Origin of the sequence: Nonomuraea sp. NPDC049695 (assembly GCF_040674955.1) — a bacterium.
Taxonomy (GTDB): Bacteria; Actinomycetota; Actinomycetes; order Streptosporangiales; family Streptosporangiaceae; genus Nonomuraea; species Nonomuraea helvata.
The window spans coordinates 22,257-28,440 of the sequence record NZ_JBFANV010000115.1 but is presented as its reverse complement, the minus strand read 5'-3'; the positions used below and the strand labels follow the sequence as shown (position 1 = coordinate 28,440).

Genomic DNA, 6,184 nt, shown 5'->3' with positions numbered 1-6,184 from the left:
GGGGGGGGGGGGGGGGGGGGCCCGCGCGGGGGGCGCCCCCCGCGCGGGGCCCCGCGCCGGGCGCCCCCCCCCCCGCCCCGGCCCCCCGCGGCGGCCCCCCCGCCCCCCCGCTTCCCTGTTGCCGGCAGCACCGGCAGCAGCAAATCAGGACATCTTGCGCGATGCCTCGTCCGCCTTGTTCGACACATTGGTCGCCATCCGGTCAGTGGACTCGGCGGTCCTGTCGGCCTTCTCGCTGACCCAGCGTGACGCATCCGAGGCGGATTCCTTCATGTGCTCGGTCCACTGCTGAGCGTTGCGGCGGTAGAACATGTAACCCATGGTCCCCACCGCTACACCGGTCAGCAGAACGAGCATCGGCCATCGCCGCGACCGCGTGGGCTTGGGATCGATTCGCCTGGCCGCCCGGGTCAGCATCGAGCTGACCGCGGGAGCGACCTGATCCTCGATCCCGTGTGCCGCGGACTCCAGCCGCGGCGCCGCCCAGTAGCGGGCGTCCTCGAAGCGCTGGGCGGCGGCCATCTTGGCCTGGTCCGCCATGGGCGCCATTCGGTGGCCGGTTCGTACGGCCTGGGCCTTCATGCGGCCCATCCACGTGGCGGGAACCTCTATGACCACGCGGCGTCTCTTCAGTGTCAGGGACACGACAACCTCCCCTGTCGTTGGATCCCGAGCCTGACCTTCCCTGGACGAGGCGGCTCAATCCTGGACAGCCGTGGGAGGATGGCTCTCATGGCCGAACGGCCATGGCACTGAAACATCACGAACCAACCCTGTACAGAGGGGGGCAGCTGTCTCGTGGCTGAGAAGCTGATCGCTAATCTGAAGACCAATCGCGGCGATATCAAGGTCGAACTCTTTCCCACCAAGGCCCCGAAAACGGTGCGCAACTTCGTCGAGCTTGCAGAAGGCACGCGCGAATGGACGCACCCGGGCACCGGCGACAAGAGCACCGACCGTTACTACGACGGCACGATCTTCCACCGGGTCATCTCCGGCTTCATGATCCAGGGCGGTGACCCGCTCGGCCAGGGCATCGGCGGCCCCGGCTACGAGTTCGACGACGAGATCCACCCCGAGCTCTACTTCAACCGGCCGTACCTGCTGGCCATGGCCAACGCGGGCGTCCGGTTCGGCAAGGGGACCAACGGGTCGCAGTTCTTCATCACGGTCGTGCCCACGCCTCACCTGAACGGCCGGCACACCATCTTCGGCGAGGTGGTCGAGGGCCAGGACGTCGTGGACGCCATCGCCAAGACCGGCACCGACCGCCGCGACCGCCCGGTGGAGGACGTCGTCCTGGAGTCGGTCACCATCGAGCGCGTCCAGTCCTGACCTGAAGCGCCGCTTCGGCCCGGAGCCGTGACCCGCCCCTCCGCCCAGGCTCCACACGGCCCGGTGCGCACGGCGCACCGGCGGCGCCGGAGGGGTGGTGGCGCACCTGGGGCGGCGGGCTGCCTGGCGGGACGCAGGCAGGGAGCGTAAGTCATAGGCTTCCGGTTATGACCAGCCAGCCGCCCAGCCCGCCCCAGCAGCCCGAGCAGCCCGCTGAGGCGGTGCCCACGTGCTACCGGCACCCGGACAAGGAGACCTGGGTCCGCTGCCAGCGCTGCGAGCGCCCCATCTGTCCCGACTGCATGCGCGACGCGTCCGTGGGCTTCCAGTGCCCGGAGTGCGTGGCCGAGGGCAACACGGCCATCCGCCAGGCCAGGTCCACCTTCGGCGGCAGAGTCGTCAGCACGCCGATCGTGACGTACGCCATCCTGGCCATCACCGCGCTGGTCTTCGGCGGCCAGCTGCTGACGGACAACGCGCTCGGCGGCGCTCTGGCGATGTGGACGCCGGGAGTGGTCAACGGCGAGTATTACCGCCTGGTCACCGTCGCCCTGGTGCACGACGCCGGCAACCCGCTCCACCTGCTCTTCAACGGCTGGGCCATCTTCGTGATCGGCCCGTACCTCGAACGGGCCTTCGGGCACCTCCGTTACGCGGCCGTCTACCTGCTCAGCGCGCTGGGCGGCTCGGTGCTCAGCCTCTGGCTCGACCCGCTGACGACGGCCACGGTCGGCGCCTCGGGAGCCGTCTTCGGCATGTTCGGCGCCGTCTTCGTGGTGGGCCGCAGGCTCAACCTGGACGTGCGAGGCATCACCCTGATCATCGGGCTCAACCTCGCCATCACGTTCGTGCTGCCCGCGATCTCCGGCCTGCGCATCAGCTGGACCGGTCACGTCGGCGGTCTGGTCACCGGGACGCTGCTGGCGGCGGCGCTGGCCTACGCCCCCACCCGCAACAGAGCCCTCTGGCACGTGCTGGCCATCGTGGGAGCGCTGGCGGTGCTGGCCGTGCTCGTGATGGTGCGGACCTCGGCCATCCTCGCCGGCGTGAGCTGACTTCCCCAGCCTGTGGAAAAGACTGTGGAAAGAACTAACGCCAGCGGGTGGAAAGCACTACACCGAAGACGATGAAAACAAACCCGATCAGCAGGTTCCAGTTCTGGAGGTCTTTGAGGAAGGGCGTCGTCGGGGCGACGTAGTAGACGGCGATCCACAGGATGCCGATGATCCACGCCACCACCATCGTGGGCGCCAGCCAGCGCGGGCTGACCTTGACCTGCTGCGTTCTCTGCGGCGGCGTGTAGACCGCCTTCTTGCGAGCCTTGGACTTGGGCACTGGTAACTCCTGCTGAGGGCCTGGGCATCCGGATCGTCCGCAGGCTCTGGCGTTAAGCGTAGTTGAAGGTCCCCAGGATAGTCGCCACGCGCGGGACATGGCGATCCCGGGCCGCCGCATCTCGCCGAAATAAACTCGTCGAATGCGGACCATGCTCCGGGCCATGGGGGAGACGAGCATCACCGCGGGCCTGATCCTGATGTTGTTCTGCGCCTACCTGCTCTGGGGCACCGGCGTGTACACCGAGCGGGAGCAGGAACGGCTCCAGCGCGAACTGGCGGTGACCAAGCAGGACAGACCGGGGGCGAAGAAGCCGGACAAGCCCGTGCCGGGCTCGGCCCTCGCTCTGCTGCGCATCCCCAAGCTTGGCTCTCATTACTCGTACGCCGTGGTCGAGGGCGTGGAGACCGAGGACCTGAAGAAGGGTCCCGGGCACTATCCCGGCAGCGCCATGCCCGGCCAGGTCGGAAACTTCGCGCTGGCGGGGCACCGCACCACGTACGCGGCCCCGTTCAACGAGATCGACCAGCTCGAACGCGACGACGAGATCGTCGTGGAGGCCCGCGAGGCCCGCTACACGTACCGGGTGACCTCGCACGACGTCGTCGATCCCACCGAGATCGACGAGTTCGCGCCTGTGCCCGGCAAGCCCGACATCCGGCCTGTCCGGGCTTTCATCACGCTGTCCACCTGCCATCCCGAATACTCGGCCGCCCAGCGCTACGTCGTGCACGGGGTGCTCAAGGACATCGAGCCGAGGGAGGAGTGACATGTACGCCTGGCTCTGGCGCAAGCTGCCCGGCACCACGTGGGTCAAGGTGTTGACGGCCGTCGTGCTGGTCGCTGTCACGGTGGCCGTACTGTGGGATGTCGTCTTCCCACTGCTCGAGCCCATGGTGACGCTTGACGAGGTGAACGTAAGGAAATGAGCCGCGTGCTGGTCGTGGACAACCACGACAGCTTCGTCCACACCATCGTGCAGTACCTGCGCGAGCTGGGCGCCGACTGCGACGTGCGCCCGCGCGACGACGTACGCGTGAGCGACGCCGACGGCTTCGACGGCGTCCTCATCAGCCCCGGCCCCGGCACCCCCGAGGCGGCCGGCGTGAGCGTGCCCCTGGTCCACCACGCGGCCGGGAGCGGCCTGCCGCTGCTCGGCGTCTGCCTCGGCCACCAGGCCATCGCTGTCGCGTACGGCGCCACCGTGTCCCGCGCGCCCGAGCTCGTCCACGGCATGACCAGTGCCGTCGCTCACGACGGCAAGGGCGTGTTCGAGACGCTGCCCTCGCCCGTGCGGATGACCCGCTACCACTCGCTCGCCGTGCTGCCCGAGACCGTCCCCCAGGTGCTCGAGGTGACCGCCCGCACCGAGGACGGCGTCATCATGGGCCTGCGTCACCGCGAGGCGCCCATCGAGGGCATCCAGTTCCACCCCGAGTCCGTGCTCTCGGAGCACGGCCACCGGCTGCTCCAGAACTGGCTGCGCCGAATCGTGTAACGAACGTCTTCCGCCGAGCGACTACCAGATGAGCGTCCCCGCCGTTGCCCCCGAGCGGCGGGGGCGTTTTGTGTGCGTCGGCGGTGAGAAGGCCGCCCGGTAAAGACGGAAAGGGCCGCCCGGTTTCCCGGGCGGCCCTTTCCGATGCCTAGATCAGCCTCCGAGAGGGTCGTCGCCGATCGGGTTGTCGTCGGTCTGCTGCTCGTCCTCGGACGGGGTGTCCGTCTGCTGATCCGTGGGCTGCTCCGTCGGCTGCTCCTCGGTGGGCGGCTGCTCCGAGTTCAGCTCGGGACCGGTGGAGACCACGATCGTCACCGTCGTGCCCGGCGTGTACTTGGCGCCCTCACCCGGGTTCTGCTGGATGACCGTGCCCTCGGGCTGGTCGCTCGGCTGCTCCGAGACCCTGGGCTTGAAGCCGGCGGCCCTGAGTTGCTCGGACGCGTCCTTGACGGTGAGCCCGATCACGCTGGGCACCTCGCCGAGCTCCTTGGGCACGTAGAGGGTGACCGTGCCACCCTTCTCGATCTCCTCACCGGCCTTGGGGTCGGTCTCGATGACCGTGCCCTGCTTCTTGGAGGAGTTCTTGGTCTTGACCGTGCCGCGCAGCTTGGCGTCCTCCAGCGCCTTCATGGCGTCCGCCTGTGAGAGGCCGATGAGGCCGTCGGGCACCGTGACCTTGGCCGGGCCCTTCGACACGACCAGCTTGACGTTGGAGCCCTTGTCGACTTTGGTGTTCTCGGGCGGATCAGTCCTGATCACGCTGCCCTTGTCGACGTCGTCGCTGTTTTCCTGGACGACCTCGACCTTGAGCTGGAGATCCTCGAGCTGCTTCTTCGCGTAGTCCTTCTCCTGGCTGACCAGGGACGGGATCGCGATCTGGGTGTCGGACGGCGTGTCCTTCGAGGCGAACACCAGGTAGCCGACCGTGATGAAGGCGCCGATGATCAGCAGCGGGACGATGATCCACAGCGCGGTCTTGACGGCGTTGTTGCCGCCTCCGCCGCTCGCCCGGCGCCGCCCGCCGCGTCCGCCGCCGTCGCCATCGCCGTACTCGTACGGGGGGACCGCGGTGGTGCGCTGCGTGGCCGGGCCCTGCGCCGCCTGGGTCGCGGTCATCATCCGCGTGCCCTGGACGTTGTGGTTGGCGGTCATCGCCATCGTCTGGGCGTCGGTCGGCATCCCGGACATCGCCCGCTGGATGTCGGCCCGCATCTCGCCCGCGCTCTGGTAGCGGTGGGCCGGGTCCTTGGCCATGGCCTTGAGCACGATCGCGTCGGCCCACTGGGGGATGTCGCGATCGATCTGCGACGGCGGGATCGGCTCCTCGCGTACGTGCTGGTAGGCGATCGCGACAGGGGAGTCGCCGGTGAACGGCGGCTGCCCGGTCAGCAGCTCGTAGAGCACGCAGCCGGTCGAGTAGATGTCGCTGCGCGCGTCGACCCGCTCACCCCGCGCCTGCTCGGGCGACAGGTACTGGGCCGTGCCGATCACCTGCGCCGTCTGCGTCATCGTGGCCGCGGAGTCGGCCATCGCGCGCGCGATGCCGAAGTCCATCACCTTGACGTCGCCCGCCCGCGTGATCATCACGTTGGCCGGCTTGATGTCGCGGTGCACGATGCCGCCACGGTGGCTGTAGTCGAGCGCCCGCAGGATGCCGTCGACCAGCTCGACCGCGCGCTCCGGCATCAGCCGCTTGTCCTGGCGCAGCAGGTCGCGCAGCGTCCGGCCGTCGACGTACTCCATCACGATGTACGGCACGGGCGCGCCTTCGGAGACGTCCTCGCCGGTGTCGTAGACCGCGACCACGGCCGGGTGGTTCAACGACGCCGCGGACTGGGCCTCGCGACGGAACCGGGCCTGGAAGGTGTGGTCACGCGCCAGGTCGGCCCGGAGCGTCTTGATCGCGACTATGCGGTCCAGCCGGATGTCTCGGGCACGATACACCTCGGCCATGCCGCCGCGCCCGACGACACCGTCGAGCTCGTAGCGACCTCCGAGTAGCCGAGGCTGAGTCAT

General features: G+C 68.9%; 8 protein-coding genes. 5 read left to right on the top strand and 3 right to left on the bottom strand.

The features are described 5' to 3' along the window. Positions 1–144 precede the first annotated feature (144 nt). Entirely contained in the window at positions 145–645 is a 501-nt protein-coding gene (locus tag AB0J64_RS50435) for a hypothetical protein (protein ID WP_344999450.1), read from the bottom strand. Between the two features lie 153 nt (positions 646–798). Here AB0J64_RS50435 and AB0J64_RS50430 point away from each other — a divergent pair, with 153 nt between their 5' ends. Continuing rightward, on the top strand, positions 799–1,335 hold the full coding sequence (locus tag AB0J64_RS50430) for a peptidylprolyl isomerase (protein WP_364044258.1): 537 nt from the start codon (positions 799–801) through the stop codon (positions 1,333–1,335). Positions 1,336–1,502: 167 nt separating this feature from the next. Beyond that, positions 1,503–2,390 (top strand): rhomboid family intramembrane serine protease, encoded by an 888-nt coding sequence (locus tag AB0J64_RS50425; RefSeq protein WP_364044255.1) that lies wholly within the window; start codon positions 1,503–1,505, stop codon positions 2,388–2,390. Between the two features lie 34 nt (positions 2,391–2,424). Here the strand turns inward: AB0J64_RS50425 and AB0J64_RS50420 are convergent, their stop codons facing one another. After that, positions 2,425–2,670 (bottom strand): cell division protein CrgA, encoded by a 246-nt coding sequence (locus AB0J64_RS50420; RefSeq protein ID WP_344999444.1) that lies wholly within the window; start codon positions 2,668–2,670, stop codon positions 2,425–2,427. A 142-nt stretch (positions 2,671–2,812) separates the two neighbouring features. Here AB0J64_RS50420 and AB0J64_RS50415 point away from each other — a divergent pair, with 142 nt between their 5' ends. The 3 genes from AB0J64_RS50415 to AB0J64_RS50405 are packed head-to-tail and all read left to right on the top strand — an operon-like array spanning position 2,813 to position 4,168. After that, complete coding sequence (locus tag AB0J64_RS50415) at positions 2,813–3,439, top strand: class E sortase (protein WP_364044251.1); 627 nt, start codon at positions 2,813–2,815, stop codon at positions 3,437–3,439. A 1-nt stretch (position 3,440) separates the two neighbouring features. Continuing rightward, positions 3,441–3,599, top strand: coding sequence for a hypothetical protein (locus tag AB0J64_RS50410; RefSeq protein ID WP_364044248.1), 159 nt, complete (start codon positions 3,441–3,443; stop codon positions 3,597–3,599). Then, positions 3,596–4,168 carry a gamma-glutamyl-gamma-aminobutyrate hydrolase family protein gene (locus tag AB0J64_RS50405; RefSeq protein WP_344999438.1) on the top strand — a complete coding sequence of 191 codons (573 nt, stop codon included), beginning with the start codon at positions 3,596–3,598 and terminating at the stop codon, positions 4,166–4,168. Before AB0J64_RS50410 ends, AB0J64_RS50405 begins: the two co-directional genes overlap by 4 nt. Before the next feature lie 153 nt (positions 4,169–4,321). On the opposite strand, the gene pknB is transcribed toward AB0J64_RS50405, so the two are convergent. Next, a complete protein-coding gene (gene pknB, locus AB0J64_RS50400; RefSeq protein ID WP_364044244.1) occupies positions 4,322–6,184 on the bottom strand; it encodes a Stk1 family PASTA domain-containing Ser/Thr kinase in 1,863 nt (620 codons plus the stop codon).

Coding starts and splice junctions, on each gene's coding strand:
- AB0J64_RS50415 (WP_364044251.1), top strand. CDS start 2,813: ATGCGGACCATGCTCCGGGCCATGGGGGAGACGAGCATCACCGCGGGC.
- AB0J64_RS50425 (WP_364044255.1), top strand. CDS start 1,503: ATGACCAGCCAGCCGCCCAGCCCGCCCCAGCAGCCCGAGCAGCCCGCT.
- AB0J64_RS50410 (WP_364044248.1), top strand. CDS start 3,441: ATGTACGCCTGGCTCTGGCGCAAGCTGCCCGGCACCACGTGGGTCAAG.
- AB0J64_RS50405 (WP_344999438.1), top strand. CDS start 3,596: ATGAGCCGCGTGCTGGTCGTGGACAACCACGACAGCTTCGTCCACACC.
- pknB (WP_364044244.1), bottom strand. CDS start 6,184: ATGACTCAGCCTCGGCTACTCGGAGGTCGCTACGAGCTCGACGGTGTC.